Below are 21,836 nucleotides of genomic sequence, written 5' to 3'. Positions count from 1 at the left end.
AAATGCGTTTTTTTAACACAAAAAAGGGATTGTTGACTTTGGGAATTATCGCAGGTCTTGGAGCAGCTTTGCTTGCATATTTAGGCAATCCTAAAAATATGGCTTTTTGTATAGCTTGTTTTATTAGAGATACTGCAGGAGCTATGAAATTCCATAATGCAGAAGTTGTTCAATATTTTAGACCGGAAATTGTAGGTATTATTTTAGGTGCATTTTTAGTTTCATTATTTACAAAAGAATATAGATCAACAGCCGGTTCATCACCTGTTATCAGATTTTTCTTAGGTGTAATAATGATGGTTTGTGCTCTTGTATTCTTAGGATGTCCTTTAAGAATGATTTTAAGAATGTCAGCCGGAGATATAAGTTCTTATGTAGGATTTGTTGGTTTTGCAGCCGGTGTTGCGACAGGAGCTTTCTTCTTAAGAAAAGGCTTCAGTTTAGGAAGAGCCTATCCGATAAAGAAAGAAAATGGATATGTTTTACCAATAGTTGTAGCAGGATTATTCGCTCTTGTTATTGCTGTTCCATCACTTTATGCATTTAGTAAAAAAGGACCTGGAAGCATGCATGCAGTATGGTATGCGGCTCTTGCAGTAGGCCTTGTATTTGGTGTAATTGCACAAAGAAGCAGAATGTGTTTTGCCGGTTCACTTAGAGATATTATCTTAGTTAAAGATTTCAGATTGTTCTCTGTAATAGCTGGAATTTTTATCGTAATGTTAGGTTATAATTTAGCTACAAACAACTTTAAATTTGTTGCTTTTGGACCTATAGCTCATGCTCAAACTATTTGGAATCTATTGTCAATGTATGCGGTAGGTTTCTGTGCAGTATTACTTGGTGGATGTCCTTTAAGACAATTAGTTCTTGCAGGAACAGGATCATCAGATTCAGTTATAACTGTACTTGGAATGTTCGTTGGAGCAGCTTTTGCTCATAATTTTAAATTAGCAGGTGGTGCAGCAGCAGTTGAAAATACAGCAAAAGGAATTAAAGCGGCAGCCGGCGGTCCCGGAATAAACGGACAAGTATTTGTTATTATTTCAATAGTTGCTTTATTTATAGTAGCTTATTGCGGATTGAGAAAAGAAAAAAATAAATAAGAATTAAGGAGATTGATATGAAAGAATTAGACGTTAGAGGATTATCTTGTCCGGAACCGGTTTTAATTTTACAAGATGCCCTTAAAGAAAATAAAAATGAAACTTACAAAGTCTTAGCCAGTGAAGCTCATGTTGTAAAAAATATCACACATTTTGCAAACAGTCAAGGCAAAAAAACTTCTGTAAAAGAAGTTGGATTAGACTTTGAAATTATTGTAGAATAATGAAAGAGACTAAGCTGTATACAACATTCTATACGACGGCAGAGGCAATGGCAACTGAAAGCGTATGTAAAGAAAATAACCTTTCAGGAAAACTTGTCCCTGTACCAAGAGTTCTATCAGCAGGATGTGGAATTGCTTGGGAATGTAGTCCGGATTTAAAAGCTAGTCTTTTAGAACTTTTGGAAAAAGAAGATATAGAATGGGAAGAATGTGAAGAATTATAGATTTAAAAAGATTTAATAACTTTAGGAAATCTTTAAATTAAATACTATTAAAAAGGTCATCTTGAAAATCAAGATGACTTTTTTATGAAAAAAATTTTTATTATAGATATTTAATCAAAATATTAATCACATTTGACATTTTTGTTCATCTATTATATAATTGCCAATAGATTTATTATATTTTTAGGAGGATTGAATGAAAGCATTTAAAAAAATATCTTTAATGATTTTTTCTTTATTATTAATTTTTAATTTGGGATTTAGTAATAAACTTTTTGCTGAAAATATAAATGAAAATGAGAAAAAATTAGTTTATGTAGAAAATATTTTTTATGATGAAAATGGAAATCTTGCAAATGGCTGGTATGATGATGGAAAAGATTTGTTCTTTTTCCAAAACGGAAAGAAATTTACAGGGCTTGCAGTTGATAAAGGGGGATCTAAATACTTTTTAAATGGCAAGTATGGTAGCGGAATTTACAAAGATGTCCTTTATGAAAATGGAGCAAAATCAAAGGGAAGAGTTTATGTAGATGGAATTTTCTATGGAGAAGATGGAAAGCCAGCAGACTGGTGGTACAAAGACGGAGAAGCATGGTATTTTTTCCAAAACGGTAAAAAACATAATGGCTATGGAGTAGATGGCAATGGGAAAAGGTATTTTGTAAATGGAAAGTATGTAAATGGGTATGTAAATAAACTTTTTTATGAAAATGGAAAACTTGCAAATTGGTGGTATGATGACGGAACTGCATGGTATTTTTTTAAAGAAGGTAAAAAATTTACCGGAAAAGCAGTAGATGGCAATGGCGAAATGCAATTTGTAAATGGGAAATATGCAAATACTTATATAGATGAAATATTTTACAGAGAAGGGAAAATAGCTAATTGGTGGTGCGATGACGGAAGTGCTTGGTATTTTTTCCAAAATGGGAAAAAATATACCGGATATGGAATTGATCTTAGTGGGAAAAAATATTTTGTAGACGGAAAATATGCTAACGGAGAATATGAAGGAATACTTTATAAGGAAGGTTTAAAGTCAGAAGGACAAACTTATATTAATGAAATTTATTATGATGAAAATAAGCTTCCTGCAAATGGTTGGTACGATGACGGAAGTGCTTGGTATTTCTTTAGAGATGGTAAAAAACTTACCGGAAAAGCTGTTGACGACAACGGAGAAATGCAATTTGTAAATGGTAAATACGCAAATACTTATATAGATGAAATATTTTACAGAGAAGGGAAAATAGCCAATTGGTGGTGCGATGACGGAAGTGCTTGGTATTTTTTCCAAAATGGGAAAAAATATACCGGATATGGAATTGATCTTAGTGGGAAAAAATATTTTGTAGACGGAAAATATGCTAACGGAGAATATGAAGGAATACTATATAAGGAAGGTTTAAAGTCAAAAGGACAAACTTATATAAAAGGAATTTATTATGATGAAAATAAACTTCCTGCAAATGGTTGGTATGATGACGGAAGTACTTGGTATTTCTTTAGAGATGGTAAAAAACTTACCGGAAAAGCTGTTGATGGTAATGGAGAAATGCAATTTGCAAATGGAAAATACGCAAATTGTTATATAGATGAAATATTTTACAGAGAAGGAAAACTTGCTAATTGGTGGTGCGACGACGGAAGTGCTTGGTATTTCTTTAAAGATGGAAAAAAATTTACAGGACACGGAATTGACGGCAATGGAAAAAGATATTTTGTAGAAGGAAAATACGCCAATGGAATATATGAAGAAAAATTATATAAAGAAGGATTAGAGTCCAACGGAAAGACTTATATAAACGGAATTTATTATAATGAAAATAAACTTCCTGCAAATGGTTGGTATGATGATGGATATGACTGGTTTTTCTTTAAAGATGGTAAAAAGCATACCGGAAAAGCTGTTGACGGCAACGGAGAAATGGATTTTGTAAACGGGAAATACAAAAATAATAGAAAATATTATATGGCTTCAAGAGAAATTCAGATGAGGATTTTAAATGCGGCATATAATACAAGTTCTCCCGGTCGAAACTTATGTGCAAAGTGGGTTTCAAGAGTTTATCAAAATGCCGGTCTTGGATATTTAGGCGGGAATGCCAATGATATGTATAGAAACTATACTTTTACTTCAGATATTGGTAAATTAAAAATAGGAATGATTGTAGCTGTTGAAAGCAGTAGTAGTGGAAGTAGAATGGGACGTATCTATGGACATGTCGGAATTTATATCGGAGACGGAAAAGTAATGGAAAGTGTTGGATACAAGAGGGTTATCACTTTGGACAATTGGATTTCAACATATTGTCAACATCATCCTGTTGGTTTCGGTTATCCACCTTCTGTAGAAAAATAAAAAACAAAAATAGAGTTAAAAATATATTAAAGTTCATCTTGGAATTCAAGATGAACTTTTTGAATGTTTAAAATTATTATAACAATCTAATAACTAATGAAATTAATAATAAATTTTGACAATTTTTACTAATTATTATATAATTAACTTTAGTTTATTATTATTTTAGGAGGAAAAAATGAAAGTATTTAGAAAAATATTTTTAATGTTTTTTTCATTATTATTAATTTTTTCATCTAGGATTTAGTAGCATAATTATTGCTGAAAAAACAAATGAAAACGGGAAAAAATCAATTTATGTAGAAAATATTTTTTATGATGAAAACGGAAAACCTGCGAATTGGTGGTATGATGATGGTACGGCTTGGTATTTTTTCAAAGATGGTAAAAAATTCTCTGGCTTTGGAAAAGATGGCAATGGTGAAAGATATTTTGCGAATGGAAAATATGCAAATGGATATTATGAAGGAACTTATTATAATGAAGGTGAAAAATTCAACCTTCCTGAAACTGTAAGACTAACTAATGGAATTAGAGCTTTTAAATTTTCTGATGATAAGTTTTATACAGGCTGTTGGTTATATTCTGCTGCGAGTGGACTTTATAGTAAAGGAAAATATATAACTCCAACTGATTTATTAAATTTATTACCAAAAACTGGAGATCCAAGAACTGGAGTTATGGGAAATCCTAAAGAACATTATTATCGTGATGTTTTTCCAGCTAGTTATCCAAGTGGTATGGTTCCAACATTACAAAAGTTAGTTCCAAGCATCGAAGATTATTCAGGAGCATCCTTTGAAGATATAAAATTACAATTAGCAAAAGGACGTACTGTTCAAGTTTGGTTTACCAGAGAGATGTTATACAAAAAAGTTGATGTTGGAGGGGAATTGATTTTAGCAAGTTCCGATTATCATTCAATTTTATTGATAGGTTATGATAATACAGGTTTTTACCATATAGAATCTGTTAGACCTAATCATATTTACCATATGAAATATGATGAATTGAAACGTGGCTACAATTGGTTTGATAAAAAAGCAATTTTATATAAATAAGAACCCCACCCTTCCACGATGCTTCGCATCGGGTGGGTGCCCGGGAACCTTGTTGCTTTGCAATAAGAACGCCACCCTTGGACGAAGCTTCGCATGGGGGTGCCCGGGAATCTTGTTGTTTCAAAATAAATATAAGACTACTGTTTATCAGTAGTCTTTATGGTGAGGTAGAAATTTTGATAAAAAATCCGAAAATTAAAGACAGAAATTATGGAATTGACTTGCTTAGAATTGTTACAATGTTTATGATTGTAAATTTGCATGTTTTTTGGTATGGTGGAATTTTAAGAAGTGAGAATCTATATTTCTTAAGTGCAAAATACAATATTGTATGGATTTTAGAGATAATTTGTTATGTGGCTGTGAACTGTTATGCCTTAATTTCAGGTTTTGTAGGAATAGGATCCAGATACAAATATTCTAATATAGTTTTATTATGGGTAAGAGTTGTTTTTTATTCTATTTCTCTTTACTTGATTGGCTGTATTTTTGGAATTGTAGATTTTAATTTTAAAACTCTTGTAACATTTTGTTTTCCAGTTGTAAATTCAAAATATTGGTATTTTACAGCATATTTTTGTCTGTTCTTCTTTATGCCAATATTAAATTCTGCATTAGAAAATATGGAATACAAGCTTCTTAGAAACTCAATTATTATGATTATAATTATAATTTCTATACTACCTTTTATTTATGCAGGGGACATTTTCCTTACAAGAAATGGTTCAAGTTTTGTGTGGCTAATGGTATTATACTTAATTGGTGGATTTATCAAAAAATACAATTTGCATAATAAGTTTTCTAATAATTCTATGATTATTCTATTTGCTTTTTGTATTATTCTAGAATTAGGAAGTGCATATTTGACAAGTTATTTAGATTTAAAAGGAGTTACAGATTTTAAATTTACATTAATCTCCTACACATCTTCTACTATGCTTCTATCAGGAATATCCTTACTAATAATATTTTCAAAGTTGAAAGTAAAATCGTGGAGAAAAATAATTTCATTTCTTTCACCGCTTTGTTTTTCGGTTTATTTAATCCATGAACATGAAGTGTTTAGCAAAAGATTTATAGTTGGAAGATCTGCAACATTTTTAAATCATTCAACTTTAAAAATGCTACTTTATATTTTAATAACTGATATTGTGATATTTGTAGTATGTATATTTGTAGATTATTTTAGAGAATTGATATTTAAAAAATTAAAAATTAAAAAAAGATTAAGTTTTATTGATAAAAATTAGGTGAAAGCCTAATTTTTTTATGTAAAATTTTGGATTTTTTGTCAAAAATATGATAAAATAAAGCTTGTACGAATGGAGGAAATATGGGTTTAAGATTTTGTCCGCTTTTTAGCGGGAGTGATGGAAATTGTTGCTTTTTAGAAGTTGATAATAGAAGATATTTAATAGATGCAGGTTTTAGTGGCAAGAAAATTGAAAGTAATCTTAAATGCTTGGGAGTTGATCCTAGCACGATTGATTTAATATTTTTAACTCATGAACATATTGATCATATAAGAGGGGCAGGAGTGCTTTCCAGACGTTATGATATCAAAATTTGTTCTAATATTGAAACACTAAAGGCTGGAGCATCCAAACTAGGTAAAATTAAAGATGAAAATATTGTTGTTATCGGCACTGAAAAGAAACACAGATTTTCTCTTTTTGATTTATATACCTTGGAAATTTCTCACGATTGTGCGAGAGGAATGGGCTTTGTTTTTAATACGGATTATGGGAAAGTCAGCCTTTTAACTGATACGGGAATTATTACAAACCACATGAAAGAAAAGATTAAGAGTTCAAAGATTTTTTATTTTGAGGCAAATCACGACTTAGAAATGCTTAAAAACGGACCTTATGACTACAATTTAAAACAGAGAATTTTGGGGGATTTCGGTCATATTTCAAATGTTACAAGTGGAAATGTACTCTCCGAAGTTGTAACGGATAAATGCAAAAAGGTATATCTTGGACATTTAAGTGAAACTAATAATAAAGAAAAACTTGCTTATGACGAAGTTTTTAGAATTTTAGATAAAGAAAATGTAATTAAATATACGAATTTGGAAGTTACAAAGAGATTTGAAAACAGCAGTATAACGGAAGTGTAATATGAATATAAAAATTTTATGTGTAGGAAAGCTATCCGAAAAATTTTTAAAAGATGCCTGTGATGAGTATAAAAAGAGAATTTCAGCCTTTTCAAAAATTGAAATTATAGAAATTCCTGAAGAAAAAATTTTGACACAAAATCCAAGTAAATTGGAAATTGAAAATGTATTAAAAAAAGAAGAGGGAAGAATCTTAAATAAAATTTCAGATTCCGATTTTGTTATAACCCTTGAAATTTTAGGAAAAACAATAGGCAGTGAAGACTTTTCAAAATTTTTAGAAGATAAAATGAATGACGGAAACTCAAAATTTATATTCGTAATCGGTGGAAGTTTCGGACTAGGAGATGAAATAAAGAAAAGAAGTAATTTTAAACTTTCTTTTTCAAAATTTACACTCCCACACCAACTATTTAGAGTTGTTTTATTAGAACAAATCTACAGAGCTTTTAAAATTATGAACAATCAAATATATCATAAATAGGAGAAATATGGAAAATAAGGAAATAAAAGATATAATGGAAAATAGAGAAAATAACTTACAGGCGACTTGTCCTGTTCTTTTTCCTGAAAACGAAAGAACCGAGCTTAAAGATATTGAAAGGTCGCTGATAAAAAGATATAGAAAACATATTTGGTCAAAATTTGTAAAGGCGATTAAAGAATACAATTTAATAGAAGACGGAGATAAGATTGCGGTTGCAATTTCAGGCGGAAAAGATAGCTTGATTATGGCAAAACTCTTTCAAGAGCTTAAAAAGAATGGAAAAGATAATTTTGAACTTGAATTTATTGCAATGGATCCGGGTTATCATCCGTCCATAAAAGAGTTGCTTTTAGAAAATGCAAATTATCTTAAAATTCCCCTTACATATTATCCTGCTGATATTTTTGCAGTTGCGGACAAAATTGCAGGGGATTACCCTTGCTATATGTGTGCAAGAATGAGAAGAGGCTCACTCTATGCAAAAGCTAAAGAACTTGGATGTAACAAATTGGCATTAGGTCATCATTTTAATGATGTCATTGAAACAACAATGCTTAACTTGCTTTGTGCTGGAAGTTTTAAGACAATGCCACCTAAACTAAATGCGAAAAATTTTGAAGATATGGAAATAATAAGGCCTCTATATCTTATAGAAGAAGAATATATAATAAGGTGGATGAAGTCAACAGGACTTATGCCTTTAAATTGTGCCTGTATGGTTGCAGCGAAAAAAATCGGAAACAAAAGATATCAAATAAAGGATTTAATCGAAAATTTGAAAAAAGACTTTAAAAATGTTGACAGTTCTATATTTAGAGCAGCCGAAAATGTAAATATAAATTTACTATTAGGCTACGAAATAAATGGACATAAAGTTGATTTCAATGAAAAATACGAAAATGACAATCCATTTTATGAGTAAATAAACACAAAAAAGTAAACAGTGAATTTTTAAATTCGCTGTTTTTTATATAAGAATATTGATTATTGGATTAAATAATGATAAGATATATTTGATAAATAATATCAAATATATCGGAGGTATTTATGTTTAAAAAATTTTTTGAAAATGTTATAAAACCAAAAGAAAATTTGGGTGGAAAGATTATGGTTAAAGGAATGAATAAAGGACATGAAAAGTTGGCATCATGGGCGAGGTCATTTTTAGATATAAAAGAAGGAGATAAAATAATAGACTTAGGTTGTGGTGGCGGAAGAAATGTTCAGTATTTTTTAACTAAGGCAAAATATGTATATGGACTAGATTACTCAAAGATGAGTGTTCAAGTTTCAAGGGAATTAAATGAAAAAGAAATTAAAGATGGAAGATGTAAGATTTTTGAAGGGGATGTATCTGAAATTCCATTTGAAGATGAAAGTTTAGATATTGTAACAGCATTTGAAACTATATATTTTTGGCAAGATATTGAAAAAGCATTTAAAGAAATTCATAGAATTCTTGTTGTGGGAGGAACATTTCTAATTTGTAATGAAGGAAGTGCAAGAGAAAATACAAATATAAAAAAATGGGCTGATATGTTAGATTTTAATGTCTATACAGGAGATAAATTGATTGAAGTTCTTGAAAAAATAGGATTTTCTGCTGAATATCATCTAGATGAAAAAAAGCATATAGTGGTAATTGCAAAAAAATTGTAAAAACTAAGAAGCGTTTTAAGATGCTCCTTTTTTTATCTATGTATCTACGACACATTCACTTTTGTTTGCAACAAAAGTGTGAGATCTCCATAGTCGATTGTGCCCAAATCAAAGATTTGGACAATCTTTGCGTCAGACCTACTATTGATTGTTTACAAGCAAAACTATGAGATTTCTCCACTACACTCTACTTCGCTACGCTTCGTTCCGTTCCGGTCGAAATGACATATAAGGAGAATAACTTTGTTAAGTGGCTAGATGTTAATGGGAAATAAACGTTAAAAAGCATAAGAGTAAAATAAATAAAATTTAAATAATTTAATAAAACGGTAATTATTAATATGTTGTATAAAAAAATAGTTCACGTCATGTTACTTTGCAAAGAAAAGCCCCCAACACGTCATCTTGAGCGAAGTGAAACGAAGTCGAAAGATCTCAATTATTGTTTGTTTACAAACAATAATATTTCTGAAAGAAATCTAAAAAGAATTAGAAATTAGTTTTTTATTAAATTTGAAAATCAAATCAATGACTAAGATTTTTTTCTGTAATTTATGTATCTACGACACATTCACTTTTGCTTGCAACAAAAGTCTGAGATTTCCACAGTCGACTGTACTCAAGTCGAAGATTTGGACAATCTTTGCGTCAGACCTACTATTGCTTGTAAACAAGCAAAACTATGAGATTTCCACAGTAGATTGTACTCAAATCAAAGATTTGAACAATCTTTGCGTCAGACCTACTATTGCTTGTAAACAAGCAAAGTTAGGTCTAGATTCACTTCACTCAGCACGCTTCGTTTCGGTCGAAATGACGTATAGGGGAAGAGATGCTATTTAAGTGCTAGACGTTAATGGAAAATAAACTTCAAAAAGCTATATTTGATAAAATTTAAAATAGTTTAATAAAATTGAAATTACTAAAAATTTATAAATCATAATAGTTCACGTCATATTACTTTGCGAAGAAAGCCCCTAACACGTCATCTCGAGCGAAGTGAAACGAAGTCGAAAGATCTCAATTATTGTTTGTTTACAAACAATAATATTTCTGAAAGAAATCATAAAAGAACTAAAATTATTTTTTATTAAAATTGAAAATCAAATCAATGACTAAGATTTTTTGGCTTATGTAATATATGTATCTACGATACATTCACTTTTGTTTTCAACAAAAGTGTGAGATTTCTCCACTTCGCTATCGCTACGGTCGAAATGACATATAAGTGGAATAACTAATTTAGTGGCTAGACGTTAAAAGAAAGTAAAAGTCGAAAGATTTTAAAAAATTTTTAGAAACAGCAAAACAAAAAAATCCCAAAAAATATATTGACTTTATATACTATACGTTATATAATATAAGTAAGTTAATAATGTTTTGAGAAAGGAGTAGTTATGTTTTCAATTCAGGGAGAAATTTTAGACTTTTGTGTTCTGGCAATAGTTAATCGAAGTGATACTTATGGTTATGAGATTACTCAGAAACTTATGGCTACCATTGAGATTTCAGAGTCAACACTCTATCCAGTTTTGAGAAGACTTCTAAAAAATGGTCTCTTGGATAGTTATGATGTCGCTTTTGACGGTAGAAATAGAAGATATTATCGTATAACCGGGGCAGGTCGAGATGTTTTAAATTTTAATAAAGAAAAATGGAATATATATGTTAAGCAAGTAAATCAGATAGTTGGAGGTAATGATGAATAGAAGGACTTTTATGAGAAAGCTGATGTCTTATTTAAAAAATATTTCTAAAGAAGAAAGACGAAATATAGAAAGTTTTTACAATGAGATGTTTGATGAGCAGGGAATTGACTTTGATGATGAAGTTCCTGAAAGTTTTGGGAATCCGAGAAAAGTTGCAATGGAAATTTTGGCTGAAGATATTGAAATGGAAGAAGAGGATAGCGAAAGAAGCGGTAAAAAGAAAAGAAGTTTTTGGAAAAAACTATCTCTTGTCGGACTTGGAATTTTTTCTTTTCCATTGTTGGTTCCAATTTTTATTATAGCAATTCTTTGTTTCGTAATTTGGATTGTATTTTCCGTTGTGGGATTAATAATTTCTTTACTTACTTTGCCTTTTTCAATTATTTTTAGACCGGACTTAATTATTACTTGGGGCGGAAGATTAGTATTATTTATCATTTTATTATATGTTTTCGGATGGTTAATAAAATGGTTATATAGAATGTTGGTTAATGATATTTCAAAAAATCCGGGAAAATATACTAAAAAGTATGTTAGAGTTAAATATCAACCTAGTGAAGATGAAGATTATGAAATTTATGATGAGGATGAAATGGACTATTCAAATGAAAATATGGATACCTTTTTTGAGGGTATTGATTATATAGATGTTGACTTAAATGCATTAAATGTAAAATTTGAGAGAAGCGATGATAAACTTGTCAGAGTAAAGGCAAGAAATGTAAAGAGAACAAAATTATATTGCGATAAGAATCTAAATAGATTAAAGATTTACAATAAAGGCTTGGTTGGGAAACTTGATAGAAACGGAATTATGGTAGATGATGATTTCATTAAGGATTCTTCCCTTACAATTTATATTCCGGAGAATATTTCAATTTCAGGGGAAATCAATGCTACAAATCTCAGAATCAACGAATTGGAACTTGAAAATTTCAATTTACAAGTAAACGCAGGAAATGTAAATTTATTTGATTTTGAAGTTAAGAATTTTAATGTAGAAGTCAATGCAGGAAATATCAAAGGTGAAGTAGAATATCAAGAGATGTTTAAACTTGATGTTAATGCAGGGAATGCTACTCTTGAAGTTGAAAAATTATATGGAGAAATAGAATACGAATACAGTGTTGGAATGGGAAGTGTGAGAATTTTTGGAGAATCTTTTTCAGGCTTTGGGAAACATGGAAGAAAGAATAAAAATTCAGAAGTGAATATGAAGATAAAATGTGAAGCGGGTAAAGTTACTATAAGATAAGTTTTAGAGCTTTAATTGTAAACTTAATTATGTTATAATGGTCTTGTGAAAAAAATGTATTATAATAGGAGGCATGTTATGGAAAATAAGAGTGCATGGTTGCAAATTGAAGATGCAGAAAAAGATTTAGTTTTTGATTTTTGTGATGATTATAAAAAGTTTTTATCAGTATCAAAAACTGAAAGACTTGCTTGTGCAGAAATTATTCGTCAAGCAAAGGAAAAGGGCTTTAGAGATTTGGAAGAACTTTATAAATCAGGAGAAAAATTTAAAGCTGGAGATAAGTTTTATCTAAATCATAAAAACAAGTCAGTTGCTCTTTTTGTAATGGGAACTGAACCTTTGGAAAATGGACTAAATATCGTTGGAGCACATATTGACAGCCCACGTTTAGATGTTAAACAAAATCCATTGTATGAAGCAAATAATTTAACAAAAATGAAAACTCATTATTATGGTGGAGTTAAATTATATCAATATGCAACTATTCCTTTAGCAATTCACGGAGTTGTTTACAATTCAGCTGGAGAAAAAATAGAAATCCACATTGGAGAAGATAAGGACGATCCAGTATTTTGTGTAACAGATTTATTAATTCACTTATCTAAAAATCAATTAGCTAAAACTGCTCGTGAAGCATTAGTTGGAGAACAAATGAATATTTTAGTTGGAAATATTCCTTTAAAAGATAAAGAAAAAGATGCTGTTAAAGAAAATGTTCTAAAATTAATAAAAGAAAAATACAATTTTGAAGAAGAAGATTTCAGAATTGCAGAATTAGAAATTGTACCTGCAGGGGAAGCTAGAGATTTAGGTTTTGACAGATCAATGGTTATTGGATATGGACAAGATGATAGAGTTTGTGCTTTTACAACAATGCGTGCTATCTTTGAAATTGAAAATCCAAAGAGAACAGCTTGTGGATTATTTATGGATAAAGAAGAAATAGGCTCAATGGGTAATACAGGTATGGCATCATATTTCTGGGAAAATACAATGACTGAACTTGTAAATCTTGAAGGAGATTTTTGCCAATTAAAAGTTAATCGTTCATTAAAGAATTCTAAAGTGTTATCAGCTGACGTTGCAGCGGGATTAGACCCTGATTTTGCAGATACTTGTGAAGCTATGAACTCTGCCGTAATCGGTTCAGGAATTACAATTTGCAAATACACAGGAAGCGGTGGAAAATTCGGTTCAAGTGATGCAAATGCTGAATTTTTAGCAGAAGTTAGAAAAGTATTCAAAGAAAATAATGTTGTATGGCAAACTGCTGAACTTGGTAAAGTAGATCAAGGCGGTGGCGGAACAATAGCATTACTTCTTGCAAAATACGGTGCGGAAGTTTTAGATGCAGGTCCTGCTACATTGAGTATGCACTCACCATACGAAGTTACAAGCAAAATAGATGTTTATATGAGTTATAAAGCATATAAGGCATTTATGTTATAAGAAATATTTTTTAAAATTTACACCTACAAGATATTTACATCGAGTAGGTGTTTTTTTTATTAAATAGCAAGTATATATTTTTTAAAATTATGAAAAAACACATATTAAATCATAGTATTATAAAAAATTTTTAGTCCAAAAACTTTATCGTAATATAGTAATTTTGTTAAAAACATTAATATGTTTTACACTTCTGTGAAAACGATTAGAAAATTTATTAGTTACAAACTATTTAGTATTTTAAATATATTTTCGCGATATTAATAAATTTTTTAAAAATTTCATGAAAATGTTTGAAAAAATATAAAAATAATCAAAAAAATATATATTTTTGTGATTACAATCACAGACGAAAGTATTTGTTGGGTATATACTATATGTACGAAAATAAATTTAGATAATGAATATAAATAGGAGATGATTTTATGGACGCATGGAGAGGTTTTAAAAAAGGAAATTGGAGTGAAAATATTGACACAAGAGATTTCATTCAATTAAACTATACACCTTATGAAGGAGATGAAAGTTTTTTAGCTGAACCAACTGAAAGAACAAAAAATTTATGGAAAAAAGCTGAAGACTTAATCTTAGAAGAAGTTAGAACAAAGACTGTAAAAGTTGATACTACAAGAGTTTCAGGAATTAACAATTTTCCTGCTGGTTATTTAGACAAAGAAAATGAATTGATTGTAGGTTTCCAAACTGATGAACCAATGAAGAGAATCGTAAATCCTTATGGCGGATACAGAATGGTTACAAATTCTTTAGACGCTTATGGATTAAAGATGGATCCAACTATTGAAAAATATTTTAATCAATTCAGAAAAACTCATAATCAAGGAGTATTCGATGCCTATACTTCTCAAATGAGAAAAGCAAGAACTGTAGGTCTTTTAACAGGTCTTCCTGATGCTTATGGACGTGGAAGAATCATCGGAGATTACAGAAGAGTTGCTCTTTACGGAATTGACAGATTAAGAGAAGATAAATTAAATGAATATAGAAAATTAGAAAGCGAATTAGCTTCAGAAGATATAATCAGACTTAGAGAAGAACTTTCTGAACAATACAGAGCTTTAGACGAAATGAAGAAAATGGCTTTGGAATATGGATATGATATTTCTGTTCCTGCCACAAATGCTAGAGAAGCTATTCAATGGTTATACTTTGCTTATTTAGCAGCGGTTAAAGAAAATAACGGAGCTGCAATGAGTCTTGGTAGAAATGGTGGTTTCTTAGATATTTACATCAAGAGAGATATTGATGAAGGAACTTTAACAGAAAGTGAAGCTCAAGAATTAATCGACCAATTCGTTATGAAACTTAGAATGATGAGACATTTAAGAACTCCTGAATATGATGATTTATTCGCAGGAGATCCTACTTGGGTTACTGAATCATTAGGTGGTATGGGAGTTGATGGAAGAACATTAGTTACTAAAACTGCTTTTAGAATTTTACACACTTTAACTAATTTAGATTCTTCACCGGAACCAAATATGACAGTTCTTTGGAGTTTGGATTTACCGGAAGGTTGGAAAAATTATTGTTCAAAGATGAGTATCCAAACAGGTTCATTACAATATGAAAATGATGATGCAATGAGACCTGTTCACGGAGATGACTATGCGATTGCTTGTTGTGTATCTTCAATGGTAATTGGTAAACAAATGCAATTCTTCGGAGCTAGAGCAAATCTTGCAAAATCACTTCTTTATGCTATTAACGGTGGCGTTGATGAAATGAAGAGAGCTAAAGACGGTTCTTTAATCAAAGTATTAGATGGTATTGAACCAATTAAAGATGAAGTTTTAGATTTCGACAAAGTTTATGCTAACTACAAATTAGTTTTAGAAAAAGTTGCAAAACTTTATGTAAATACAATGAATACAATTCACTATATGCACGATAAATATGCTTATGAAGCCGGACAAATGGCTCTACACGATACTTTTGTTCATAGATATATGGCATTCGGTGTGGCAGGTATTTCAATTGTAGCAGACTCATTAAGTGCTATTAAATATGCAAAAGTTAAACCTATAAGAGATGAAAACGGATTAGCTATTGACTTTGAAATTGAAGGAGATTTCCCAACTTACGGAAATGATGATGACAGAGTTGACTCAATTGCAGTAGAAGTTATCGAAGGATTTATGGAAGAACTTAGAAAAACTCCTACTTACAGAAATTCTGAACATACTCTTTCAATCTTAACTATAACTTCAAATGTAGTATATGGTAAGAAGACAGGAACAACTCCTGACGGAAGAAAGAAAGGCGAACCATTCGCACCGGGTGCTAACCCAATGCATGGAAGAGATAAGACAGGTGCAATTGCATCACTTAACTCTGTTGCAAAAATTCCTTTTGCAGGATGTTGTCAAGACGGTATTTCAAATACATTCTCAATAGTTCCTACAGCATTAGGAAAGAGTGAAGATGAAAGAAAAGTTAATTTAACAAACTTAATGGACGGTTATTTTGAACAATTGGCATTCCATTTGAATGTTAATGTACTTGACAGATCAACTTTAATGGATGCTTATGAACATCCTGAAAAATATCCAAACTTAACAATTCGTGTTTCAGGATATGCTGTTAGATTTAATAGACTTACAAAAGAACAACAAATGGAAGTAATTCACAGAACTTTCCACGAAAGTCGTTAAGAAGATGATAATACAAAACAAAGCAGGTTGTCCTGCTTTGTTTTTTCTACATATTTTTTGTTAAGGAGATTTTATGGTAATAGGCAGGTTACATTCGATTGAAACAATGGGGCTTGTTGATGGACCGGGCATAAGGACAATTTTCTTTTTACAAGGCTGTCCCCTTAGATGCCTTTACTGTCACAACCCGGATACTCAAGCATTGCAAGGTGGTACGGAGATAACACCTGATTTTGTGCTGTCTAAAGCCAAAAGATACAAGACATATTATAGAGATAATGGCGGAGTAACTTTTTCAGGTGGAGAGCCTCTTTTACAAGGTGAATTTCTTGCTGAAACTCTAAAGCTTTTAAAAGAAAATGGCTATAATACTTGTATTGACACAAGCGGTTATGGAAATGAAAAGTATTTTAAAGAAATTTTAGAAAATACAGATACAATTCTTTTGGATGTAAAAAGTTTTTCAAACCAAGGCTATATAGAAATGGTAAAGCAAAAGATGGACGGCTTTTATAAATTTTTGGAATATATTGAAAAATATTATAAAGGTAAAATTTGGTTCAGACATGTTATGGTTCCCGGTTTTACAGATAATAAGGAATCAATGGATAAATTTATTGAAATAATTAAGCCTTATCGAGATAAAATAGAGAGAGTTGAAATACTACCTTATCATATAATGGGAGTTGCAAAATATAAAGAACTTGGAAGAGATTACAAACTTAAAGGTGTCCCTGCAATGAATAAAGAAAAAGCTTCAATGCTTGAAAGTTATGTAAGAAGTAAATTAAATCTAATTTAAGCCATCGCTTAGGGTGGCTTTTTTCTTGCAAAAAACTACAAAATTTTAGAAAATAGAAATTATGTTTTTATTATTTTACAGTGATTTTCTTTTAAAATAGTAAAAACATTGAAAAAATCTTGATTTTATGCTACAATAACATGAATATTTATTTAATATATTTAGGAGGAATGATAATGAATAAACAAATAGAAGGCAAAAATGTAGGAAGAAAAGTTTTTTTGATTATAAATTGGGTTCTTTTTGCGGTTTTGTCGTTTTTTACGATAGCAGACTTATTTATAATGTTTAAATATAATCTGTTAAATTTCAAAAAAATTAATTACATAATTTTAGCTTTTATGGCAGGAGTTTTAATATTGGTGTTGGTTTTAAATATAATTCGTAAAGGAAAAATATTTACAACTATCTGTTCAGTATTTTTTATAATTATAACAATTTTTGCATTTAATTATATGAATAAAGGTCTTAATTTATTTAACAAATTAAATGAAAATGCAAAAATAACAGAAAAGACTATGGTTGTCGTAGTTCGTGCAGATAGTGACATGAACAGTATCAATGATATTAAGAGTAAAGTTCTTGCTCCGACTGAAATGGATAAAGAAAATATTGATAAATTAGTTAAAGAAGTTCAGAATAAAGCTAATGTAAAATTAAGTATTCAAGATACTAAATCATATTTACAGGCATATGAAGATTTAATTTCAGGGAAATCTCAAGTTATGGTTTTAAATGCCGCTTATGGAGATTTAATTGCAAATGCTCATCCTGATTATCTTGAAAAGATTAAAAAGATTTATGAATACAAAATAGTTGAAGAAGTAAAAGAAGACAAAACGGAAAAAGATAAAGACTTGACAAATAAAGACAGTTTTAATATCTATGTAAGCGGTATAGACACTTACGGTCCGATAACTACAGTTTCAAGAAGTGATGTAAATGTTCTTATTACAGTTAATAAAAAGACTCATAAGATTGTTTTAACTACAACACCTAGAGATTCTTATGTAAAAATTCCAAATGGAGGAAATAATCAATATGATAAATTGACTCATTCAGGAATTTATGGAATAAAAACATCTCTTAAAACTTTAGAAAATTTATATGGAATAAAAATTGAACATTATGCAAGAGTTAATTTTACCACTTTTATGAAGTTGATAGATTTAGTTGGCGGAATTGATGTTTACAATGATCAGGATTTTGTTTCTTATCATGGAAAATATCATTTCCCTGTTGGAACTGTACATTTAGATTCTAAAAAAGCTTTAGGATTTGTTCGTGAAAGATATGGACTTGCTGATGGAGATAGAGATAGAGGTAAAAACCATGAAAAAGTTATAGCTGCGATAATAAAGAAAATGACTTCAAAAGCGGCTTTAAGTAATTTCAGTTCAATCTTAGATGAATTGTCTTCTTCAGTACAAACTGATATGCCGGTTAGTGAAATTATGGAATTGGTAAATCAACAACTTGATTCCGGAGAAGATTTCAAGATAGAATCTCAAGCTCTTAACGGAGTAGGTAAGATGGGATTGCCATCTTATGCTATGCCTGGATATAAACTATATATGATGGAAATTAATAAACAAAGTTTAGAAAGTTGTAAAAGTAAAATACAAAGTATATTAGAGGGAAAATAATTTAAAAAGGAGTACTATGGAACAATACAATAATGGAGACTATTTCTCTGTAGATTTAGTTAGATTAATTAAGATTATATGGAAAAACAAATTAAAAATTATAATTTTTTCACTGATGATTTCATTATTGGTTGGATTGTATACCATGGAATTTGTGCCTTATAAATATAAATCTTCGACAACAATATATTTATCTAATTATAATGAGAAATATCAATTTAATAATCAGATAACCAGTGAAGTAAAGAACAAGGATTCCATAAAATCTGTTATAGAAAGTCAAAAACTTAATATCTCAACAGATGAATTACTGAAAAATTTAAAGGTTAATTTTGATGACCAAAATAAATCTATAACTATGACATATTCAAGTACAGATTCGGGGAAAGCATTTGACATAGTTGTTGCAGTTAGGGATAAATTTATAGAAAGAGTAAAAGAACTTGTCAAAGTTTCCGATGTTACGATATTGGAAAAAGCGGAGGAAAATACAACACCTTACTCACCAAATATAACGAAGACAGTCGTAATAGCTTTCCTAGGTAGTTTATCATTAGGGGTTATATATTTGTTTTTAAGAGAAATTTTAAATAATAAGATAGTTACTCCGAGTGATATAAAATATGATTTAGGAATAAATTTGCTTGGAATAGTTCCAAAAAATTTAGGAACAGTTCAAAAAAACGAATCAAAAAAAGGTAGAAATAAAAATGCAAAATATTGATCTTTTTAAAAACAAGAGAATTTTTAATTCTGATAATGTTGAATATTATAATGAAACAAGTACAAATGTTAGACTCGGACTAAATGATAAATCATCAATATTAGTAACAACTTGCGGAAAAAACGAAGGAGAAATTCCTGTCATAATTAATCTTGCTTATTATTTAACTAAACTTGAAAAGAGAGTTTTAATTATAGATGCTGATTTTAGAAGAAGTTTGTTATATAAAATTGTTAAACCTTCAGAAGAAAATATTGGTTTGGCTAATTACTTAACAGGAAATGTAAATATGGAAAGTATATTATACAACACAGGTATAAAGGGATTTAATATTTTGTTTTCAGGTATAAAAACCAAAAATATTATAGAATTGCTAAAAATTGGAAGATTTGAAGAATTAATAAATTTATTTAAAAAATATTATGATTATATATTCATATTATCACCACCGATTTCTGACAGTATAGATTCAATAGTAATATCAGAGTACTGTGATTCAAGTATGATAGTTGTAAAATCAAATTCTATAAAAAGAAAAGTTTTGATTGATAGTGTAAATAGACTAAAAAAAGTAAATAATAATTTTTTAGGAATTATTTTGAATGATGTTGATATGAGTATTATGAACTATGGTTCCTATGGACATTATGTGAATTTTGGAAAACAATAGGGGGATTTTATGAAATTAATAGTAACAGGTGGTGCTGGATTTATTGGTTCCAATTTTATTTTTTATATTATGAATAAATATGAGGATTATAAGATTATTTGCATTGACAAATTGACTTATGCAGGAAATTTAAAAACATTAAAAACTGTTGAAAACAACCCTAACTTTATTTTTATAAAAGAGGATATTTGTAATAGAGAAGAAATTTATAAAATTTTTGAAGAGTATAAACCGGATATAGTTGTAAATTTTGCTGCGGAAAGTCATGTTGACCGTTCAATTGAAAGCCCCGAAGAATTTTTAACTACAAATATTCTTGGAACTTCAGTTTTGATGGATGCTTGTAAAAAATATGGGATTAAAAGATTTCATCAAGTTTCAACAGATGAAGTTTATGGAGATTTGCCTTTAGATAGACCTGACTTATTATTTACAGAAGAAACTCCTATTAATACAAGTTCACCATACAGTTCTTCAAAAGCTGCCGCAGATTTATTAGTTTCAGCATATCATAGGACTTATGGCTTACCGGTTAGCATAAGCAGATGCAGTAATAATTATGGACCTTATCAATTTCCGGAAAAACTTATTCCACTGATGATTGCAAATGCATTGTCGGATAAAGATTTACCTGTTTATGGAGAAGGACTTAATGTTAGAGATTGGCTTTATGTTGATGATCATTGTAAAGCGATAGACTTAATTATTCATAAAGGAAAAGTTGGAGAAGTTTATAATATTGGTGGTCATAACGAAATGAAGAACATTGATATTGTAAAACTTATATGTAAAGAATTGAATAAATCTGAAGATTTAATAAAATTTGTTAAAGATAGAAAAGGTCATGATATGAGATATGCTATTGACCCTACTAAAATTCATAATGAGTTGGGTTGGTTTCCTGAAACTATGTTTGAAGATGGAATTATCAAGACTATTAATTGGTATTTAGAAAATAAAGAATGGTGGGAAGATATCATCTCGGGAGAATATCAAAATTATTATGAAAAGATGTATGGAGATAAATAATGGGACAAATTAAAGTAACTAAATGTGATATTGAGGGGCTTTATGTGATTGAACCGACAGTTATAGGCGACAATCGTGGAAATTTTATGGAAGTTTACAATAAAAGAGATTTAAAAGAACAGGGGATAGATGCTGTATTTGTTCAGGAAAATCAAAGTACATCTACAAAAGGTGTGCTTAGAGGTTTGCATTTTCAAAAACAACATCCACAAGCTAAACTTGCCAGAGTTTTATCAGGAAGAGTTTTTGATGTAGCGGTTGACTTAAGAAAAAACAGTAAAACTTATGGTAAATGGTTCGGAGTTGAACTTTCAGAAGAAAACAAGAAACAATTTTTTGTTCCTGAAGGCTTCGCCCATGGACTTTTAGTTTTATCCGATACTGCTGTTTTTTGTTACAAATGTACGGATTTTTATCACCCCGGAGATGAAGGCGGAATACTTTGGAATGACGAAAGCATTGGAATTGAATGGCCGGAGCTTGTAAAAAAGGTTGATAAAGTTTCAGGTAACTTAAAATACTGTTTAGAAGACGGAACGGAAATATTGTTAAGTGAAAAAGATAAAAAATGGGAAACATTTAAAGCGATTTAATTTTTATTAATATATTTATTATTTTTTAGGAGAATT

Annotated in this window: 21 protein-coding genes; all 21 read left to right on the top strand. The window is 29.9% G+C overall.

The annotated features are described in order from the left end of the window. Positions 1-2 precede the first annotated feature (2 nt). On the top strand, positions 3-1,106 hold the full coding sequence (gene yedE / locus ACMX2D_RS06625; protein WP_414973238.1) for a YedE family putative selenium transporter: 1,104 nt from the start codon (positions 3-5) through the stop codon (positions 1,104-1,106). Positions 1,107-1,123: 17 nt separating this feature from the next. Beyond that, the gene (locus ACMX2D_RS06620) at positions 1,124-1,330 is read left to right on the top strand and encodes a sulfurtransferase TusA family protein (RefSeq protein ID WP_004831973.1); all 207 of its coding nucleotides are present in this window, start codon (positions 1,124-1,126) and stop codon (positions 1,328-1,330) included. Next, complete coding sequence (locus tag ACMX2D_RS06615) at positions 1,330-1,554, top strand: putative Se/S carrier protein (RefSeq protein ID WP_414973236.1); 225 nt, start codon at positions 1,330-1,332, stop codon at positions 1,552-1,554. The genes ACMX2D_RS06620 and ACMX2D_RS06615 overlap by 1 nt, the downstream gene beginning before the upstream one ends. A 196-nt stretch (positions 1,555-1,750) precedes the next feature. Then, on the top strand, positions 1,751-3,919 hold the full coding sequence (locus ACMX2D_RS06610; RefSeq protein WP_414973234.1) for a hypothetical protein: 2,169 nt from the start codon (positions 1,751-1,753) through the stop codon (positions 3,917-3,919). Positions 3,920-4,270: 351 nt separating this feature from the next. After that, a complete protein-coding gene (locus ACMX2D_RS06605) occupies positions 4,271-4,435 on the top strand; it encodes a hypothetical protein (protein ID WP_414973232.1) in 165 nt (54 codons plus the stop codon). 14 nt (positions 4,436-4,449) lie between these two features. Then, the gene (locus tag ACMX2D_RS06600) at positions 4,450-4,980 is read left to right on the top strand and encodes a C39 family peptidase (RefSeq protein WP_414973249.1); all 531 of its coding nucleotides are present in this window, start codon (positions 4,450-4,452) and stop codon (positions 4,978-4,980) included. A gap of 176 nt (positions 4,981-5,156) precedes the next feature. Next, positions 5,157-6,230 (top strand): acyltransferase family protein, encoded by a 1,074-nt coding sequence (locus ACMX2D_RS06595; protein ID WP_414973231.1) that lies wholly within the window; start codon positions 5,157-5,159, stop codon positions 6,228-6,230. Positions 6,231-6,313: 83 nt separating this feature from the next. After that, on the top strand, positions 6,314-7,102 hold the full coding sequence (locus ACMX2D_RS06590; RefSeq protein ID WP_414973230.1) for an MBL fold metallo-hydrolase: 789 nt from the start codon (positions 6,314-6,316) through the stop codon (positions 7,100-7,102). A 1-nt stretch (position 7,103) separates the two neighbouring features. Next, on the top strand, positions 7,104-7,586 hold the full coding sequence (gene rlmH, locus ACMX2D_RS06585; RefSeq protein WP_414973229.1) for a 23S rRNA (pseudouridine(1915)-N(3))-methyltransferase RlmH: 483 nt from the start codon (positions 7,104-7,106) through the stop codon (positions 7,584-7,586). Between the two features lie 7 nt (positions 7,587-7,593). Then, positions 7,594-8,511: a tRNA 2-thiocytidine biosynthesis TtcA family protein gene (locus ACMX2D_RS06580; RefSeq protein ID WP_414973227.1), complete on the top strand. Its 918-nt coding sequence runs from the start codon at positions 7,594-7,596 to the stop codon at positions 8,509-8,511. Between the two features lie 125 nt (positions 8,512-8,636). Further along, positions 8,637-9,248, top strand: coding sequence for a class I SAM-dependent methyltransferase (locus ACMX2D_RS06575; RefSeq protein WP_414973226.1), 612 nt, complete (start codon positions 8,637-8,639; stop codon positions 9,246-9,248). A gap of 1,397 nt (positions 9,249-10,645) precedes the next feature. Then, positions 10,646-10,957 (top strand): PadR family transcriptional regulator, encoded by a 312-nt coding sequence (locus ACMX2D_RS06570; protein ID WP_004831954.1) that lies wholly within the window; start codon positions 10,646-10,648, stop codon positions 10,955-10,957. Further along, the gene (locus ACMX2D_RS06565) at positions 10,950-12,212 is read left to right on the top strand and encodes a DUF4097 family beta strand repeat-containing protein (protein ID WP_414973224.1); all 1,263 of its coding nucleotides are present in this window, start codon (positions 10,950-10,952) and stop codon (positions 12,210-12,212) included. Before ACMX2D_RS06570 ends, ACMX2D_RS06565 begins: the two co-directional genes overlap by 8 nt. Before the next feature lie 78 nt (positions 12,213-12,290). Beyond that, positions 12,291-13,664 carry an aminopeptidase gene (locus ACMX2D_RS06560; protein ID WP_414973223.1) on the top strand — a complete coding sequence of 458 codons (1,374 nt, stop codon included), beginning with the start codon at positions 12,291-12,293 and terminating at the stop codon, positions 13,662-13,664. A gap of 425 nt (positions 13,665-14,089) precedes the next feature. Further along, on the top strand, positions 14,090-16,336 hold the full coding sequence (pflB, locus tag ACMX2D_RS06555; protein WP_414973221.1) for a formate C-acetyltransferase: 2,247 nt from the start codon (positions 14,090-14,092) through the stop codon (positions 16,334-16,336). 73 nt (positions 16,337-16,409) lie between these two features. Then, positions 16,410-17,138, top strand: coding sequence for a pyruvate formate-lyase-activating protein (gene pflA, locus ACMX2D_RS06550; protein ID WP_414971750.1), 729 nt, complete (start codon positions 16,410-16,412; stop codon positions 17,136-17,138). 176 nt (positions 17,139-17,314) lie between these two features. Then, positions 17,315-18,784 (top strand): LCP family glycopolymer transferase CpsA, encoded by a 1,470-nt coding sequence (cpsA, locus tag ACMX2D_RS06545; protein WP_414971752.1) that lies wholly within the window; start codon positions 17,315-17,317, stop codon positions 18,782-18,784. Positions 18,785-18,800: 16 nt separating this feature from the next. Then, positions 18,801-19,508 carry a YveK family protein gene (locus ACMX2D_RS06540; RefSeq protein ID WP_414973219.1) on the top strand — a complete coding sequence of 236 codons (708 nt, stop codon included), beginning with the start codon at positions 18,801-18,803 and terminating at the stop codon, positions 19,506-19,508. Beyond that, positions 19,495-20,178, top strand: coding sequence for a polysaccharide biosynthesis tyrosine autokinase (locus ACMX2D_RS06535; protein ID WP_414973218.1), 684 nt, complete (start codon positions 19,495-19,497; stop codon positions 20,176-20,178). Before ACMX2D_RS06540 ends, ACMX2D_RS06535 begins: the two co-directional genes overlap by 14 nt. A gap of 9 nt (positions 20,179-20,187) precedes the next feature. Further along, positions 20,188-21,207, top strand: a complete 1,020-nt coding sequence (rfbB, locus tag ACMX2D_RS06530; protein WP_414973216.1) for a dTDP-glucose 4,6-dehydratase — start codon at positions 20,188-20,190, stop codon at positions 21,205-21,207. Beyond that, positions 21,207-21,800: a dTDP-4-dehydrorhamnose 3,5-epimerase gene (rfbC, locus tag ACMX2D_RS06525; protein WP_009447609.1), complete on the top strand. Its 594-nt coding sequence runs from the start codon at positions 21,207-21,209 to the stop codon at positions 21,798-21,800. The genes rfbB and rfbC overlap by 1 nt, the downstream gene beginning before the upstream one ends. Positions 21,801-21,836: the final 36 nt, after the last annotated feature.

The organism is Parvimonas oralis, assembly GCF_047608425.1.
Classification (GTDB): Bacteria; Bacillota; Clostridia; order Tissierellales; family Peptoniphilaceae; genus Parvimonas.
Note: the sequence above shows the minus strand (reverse complement) of the source record. Positions and strands in the feature narration are given on the sequence as shown.

Coding starts and splice junctions, on each gene's coding strand:
- yedE (WP_414973238.1), top strand. CDS start 3: ATGCGTTTTTTTAACACAAAAAAGGGATTGTTGACTTTGGGAATTATC.
- ACMX2D_RS06620 (WP_004831973.1), top strand. CDS start 1,124: ATGAAAGAATTAGACGTTAGAGGATTATCTTGTCCGGAACCGGTTTTA.
- ACMX2D_RS06615 (WP_414973236.1), top strand. CDS start 1,330: ATGAAAGAGACTAAGCTGTATACAACATTCTATACGACGGCAGAGGCA.
- ACMX2D_RS06610 (WP_414973234.1), top strand. CDS start 1,751: ATGAAAGCATTTAAAAAAATATCTTTAATGATTTTTTCTTTATTATTA.
- ACMX2D_RS06605 (WP_414973232.1), top strand. CDS start 4,271: ATGATGGTACGGCTTGGTATTTTTTCAAAGATGGTAAAAAATTCTCTG.
- ACMX2D_RS06590 (WP_414973230.1), top strand. CDS start 6,314: ATGGGTTTAAGATTTTGTCCGCTTTTTAGCGGGAGTGATGGAAATTGT.
- rlmH (WP_414973229.1), top strand. CDS start 7,104: ATGAATATAAAAATTTTATGTGTAGGAAAGCTATCCGAAAAATTTTTA.
- ACMX2D_RS06580 (WP_414973227.1), top strand. CDS start 7,594: ATGGAAAATAAGGAAATAAAAGATATAATGGAAAATAGAGAAAATAAC.
- ACMX2D_RS06575 (WP_414973226.1), top strand. CDS start 8,637: ATGTTTAAAAAATTTTTTGAAAATGTTATAAAACCAAAAGAAAATTTG.
- ACMX2D_RS06570 (WP_004831954.1), top strand. CDS start 10,646: ATGTTTTCAATTCAGGGAGAAATTTTAGACTTTTGTGTTCTGGCAATA.
- ACMX2D_RS06565 (WP_414973224.1), top strand. CDS start 10,950: ATGAATAGAAGGACTTTTATGAGAAAGCTGATGTCTTATTTAAAAAAT.
- ACMX2D_RS06560 (WP_414973223.1), top strand. CDS start 12,291: ATGGAAAATAAGAGTGCATGGTTGCAAATTGAAGATGCAGAAAAAGAT.
- pflB (WP_414973221.1), top strand. CDS start 14,090: ATGGACGCATGGAGAGGTTTTAAAAAAGGAAATTGGAGTGAAAATATT.
- pflA (WP_414971750.1), top strand. CDS start 16,410: ATGGTAATAGGCAGGTTACATTCGATTGAAACAATGGGGCTTGTTGAT.
- cpsA (WP_414971752.1), top strand. CDS start 17,315: ATGAATAAACAAATAGAAGGCAAAAATGTAGGAAGAAAAGTTTTTTTG.
- ACMX2D_RS06540 (WP_414973219.1), top strand. CDS start 18,801: ATGGAACAATACAATAATGGAGACTATTTCTCTGTAGATTTAGTTAGA.
- ACMX2D_RS06535 (WP_414973218.1), top strand. CDS start 19,495: ATGCAAAATATTGATCTTTTTAAAAACAAGAGAATTTTTAATTCTGAT.
- rfbB (WP_414973216.1), top strand. CDS start 20,188: ATGAAATTAATAGTAACAGGTGGTGCTGGATTTATTGGTTCCAATTTT.
- rfbC (WP_009447609.1), top strand. CDS start 21,207: ATGGGACAAATTAAAGTAACTAAATGTGATATTGAGGGGCTTTATGTG.